The organism is Rhodococcus sp. GQ147, from assembly GCF_059759155.1.
Genome location: NZ_JCAXDU010000048.1, coordinates 1 through 2,562, shown reverse-complemented (window position 1 = coordinate 2,562; position 2,562 = coordinate 1). Strand labels below are relative to the sequence as shown.

Genomic DNA, 2,562 nt, shown 5'->3' with positions numbered 1-2,562 from the left:
GCACGCGAATCGCCCTGAACGAAGTCGTCCAAGAATTGATCCGCATCAAGTTCGGCGGTTGACCACTCTCCGCGGCCCCGCACATCACGCTCGTTGGCTGCCCCAGGCGACCCAGTCTGGAAAGATCATCATCGAGTGTCCGGCCCCACCCCCTGCGGGCCGGACACTCATCTATGTGGCAGCGTGCCGGCCTTCCCGCGGATCATTTCTTCCTGCCAAAAATCGGGACACACCTCTTGCAGAAGTTCTGACACCCGGGAAGGGCCGGCCCAAAGGGGTGCTCACCAACTACTCGGATCGAGAAGTTCTGCCGCACCCATGAGCCGTACCCGGCCGACCTTCCGCAGTCCCGGCCATACGAACGGTCTCGTGCCACTCCACCGGCCCTGGTTCCGATCGACCACAAATCAAGATCCCTACACACCTCATGCACTAAAGCTGCGACCACGAAGAACAGGGTGGTCCGGGTAGGACGGAAGTGTGTTTTCCCAGAGGAGTCGCCGAAACATCTGACTTGGTTGGCGTGTCCTACATAAAAAATTGATCTTGCGTGTGAGGGTGTCACGCATGGATATGAGCGGGGGATCTCTCAGTGGGGACTGGGAGCAGTTGTGGCTGCCTCTGTGGCCGCTCGCAACGGACGATTTGTTGCTCGGGGTCTACCGGATGTCTCGCCAGGATGCGCTCGATCGGCGATACCTTGAGGCCAATCCGCAGGCGCTGAGCAATCTTCTCGTTGTCGATGTCGATCATCCAGACGCGGCACTGCGAGCCCTGTCTGCCGCCGGCAATCATCCCTTGCCGAACGCGATCGTGGAAAACCCGCGCAATGGACACGCACATGCGGTGTGGGCATTGGCCGAACCTTTCACACGCACCGAGTACGCCAGGCGTAAGCCACTTGCTTATGCCGCAGCGGTGAACGAAGGGCTGCGCCGAGCTGTCGATGGCGATGCCGCCTATTCGGGGTTGATGACGAAGAACCCGACTCACTCGGCCTGGGACACACACTGGATCCACGCCGAGACTCGATCGCTGGCAGATCTCGAACATGACCTCGGAAAGCACATGCCGCCACCGCGGTGGCGGCAGAGCAAACGTCGTCGCGAAAACCCAGTCGGACTCGGACGTAATTGCATGCTCTTCGAGACGGCACGCACTTGGGCATACCGCGAATTACGTTGTCATTGGGGAGATCCCGAAGGTTTAGAGAAAGCGATTCAGGTCGAAGCCGCAGACCTTAACGCTGCCTTCTCCGAGCCTTTGCCGGTAAGCGAAGTACGAGCTATCGCAGCCAGCATTCACCGCTGGATCGTCACCAAGTCCCGCATGTGGGCCGATGGCCCTGCGGTTTACGAAGCCACCTTCGTCGCTATCCAATCCGCTCGCGGACGCAAGATGACGGAGAAGAAGCGCGAGGCCAATCGTCGCCGTGCAACGAAGTACGACCATGACCTCGTGAGGAAGGAGGCGACCGATGGGAGCTGAGACGCCGGCCAGGCGAACCCGCACAGCTCGCGAAGTGGCGGAACGAATCGGTGCGTCCCCACGCACGGTGCGGCGCATCATCGCGGAGCCTCGAGCTTCATACGAAGCTCGAGCAGCCGAACGTCGGAAGCGAGTACTCGAACTCCGTGCGAGCGGGATGAAGCTGCGTGAGATCGCGGTGGAGGTAGGTATGTCGGTCGGTGGAGTAGGGACGATCCTGCATCACGCCCGTAAGACCGAGCAGTCCAAGACTGAGGGAGCTATGGCATGAACGACGCCATATCGGCCCGCATCACTGCAATGCAGACCCAACTGACTGCTGTACATACCGAGCTACGTGCTCTAGCGGAGCTGGTGGACATGCTTGATGCCGACACCCTCGATGCTGAGACCGAAGACTCAGTACGCGAAGTGATCGACTCTCTGGCAGACGCTGGGCGAGCTTTAGTCGGCGCCGACGAGCCGCTCCAGGCCGCAATTCATCACGCCCGGCGACTGCCTTAGTCAGCTTCTGTTCGATCGATGGCAAGCCACCGCGAAGCGGTGGCGCGGCAGAACCTCGTTTTGCCCCTGAGGAGGTGACGCGAATGCACGAAGCATGTCGCACTTGCGCGCCTTGTCCTGTTATCTGTAAGATCGACCCCTGGTGTACCTCGTGCACCCAAAATCAGGCCCGGTGGTTCCTTTGGACCCGGGCCTTTGTTATTTCCACGCCAGCCCGAGCTCCGCCCGCTCGTGCAAGCGTCATGCTCTTTCGTCCGCGATTAAGACCTCCGAACCTATGGCCGGCCAACCCTTCGGGTTGCGTCGGCCTGACCCGTTCTAGGGCGTCTACGCGGCCGCTTCCCTCACTCCGTCCATACCAACCCCCGCACCAGAGGTCCGGGGGTTTTTTCATGCCCGGATTCGGTCGCGGCTGCGCCTCGACGGTCTCCGGTTGCCCCAAGGAGGCACCCATGACTTGCTCCGCCTGCTCCTCGCCTGCTCCCGAACCGCGACCCTCACGCAAGGAGGCGGTCCAGCAACTCGCGATCCGATCGTTGGCGTTCTTGTTTCGCCACTGCACGCGAATAG

At 61.0% G+C, this 2,562-nt stretch carries 3 protein-coding genes; all 3 read left to right on the top strand.

Annotated elements, in window-relative coordinates:
• Positions 1 to 567 precede the first annotated feature (567 nt).
• Genes AC6CID_RS24915 through AC6CID_RS24905 form a run of 3 tightly spaced genes read left to right on the top strand, consistent with a single transcriptional unit; the run spans position 568 to position 1,992 of the window.
• Positions 568 to 1,488 (top strand): replication initiation protein, encoded by a 921-nt coding sequence (locus AC6CID_RS24915; RefSeq protein WP_498354656.1) that lies wholly within the window; start codon positions 568 to 570, stop codon positions 1,486 to 1,488.
• The gene (locus tag AC6CID_RS24910) at positions 1,478 to 1,759 is read left to right on the top strand and encodes a sigma factor-like helix-turn-helix DNA-binding protein (RefSeq protein ID WP_084222259.1); all 282 of its coding nucleotides are present in this window, start codon (positions 1,478 to 1,480) and stop codon (positions 1,757 to 1,759) included. Before AC6CID_RS24915 ends, AC6CID_RS24910 begins: the two co-directional genes overlap by 11 nt.
• Positions 1,756 to 1,992 (top strand): hypothetical protein, encoded by a 237-nt coding sequence (locus AC6CID_RS24905; RefSeq protein ID WP_039583818.1) that lies wholly within the window; start codon positions 1,756 to 1,758, stop codon positions 1,990 to 1,992. Before AC6CID_RS24910 ends, AC6CID_RS24905 begins: the two co-directional genes overlap by 4 nt.
• Positions 1,993 to 2,562: the final 570 nt, after the last annotated feature.

Excerpts from the sequence above, each read along its gene's own strand:
- AC6CID_RS24915 (WP_498354656.1), top strand. The coding sequence starts at position 568 with ATGGATATGAGCGGGGGATCTCTCAGTGGGGACTGGGAGCAGTTGTGG.
- AC6CID_RS24910 (WP_084222259.1), top strand. The coding sequence starts at position 1,478 with ATGGGAGCTGAGACGCCGGCCAGGCGAACCCGCACAGCTCGCGAAGTG.
- AC6CID_RS24905 (WP_039583818.1), top strand. The coding sequence starts at position 1,756 with ATGAACGACGCCATATCGGCCCGCATCACTGCAATGCAGACCCAACTG.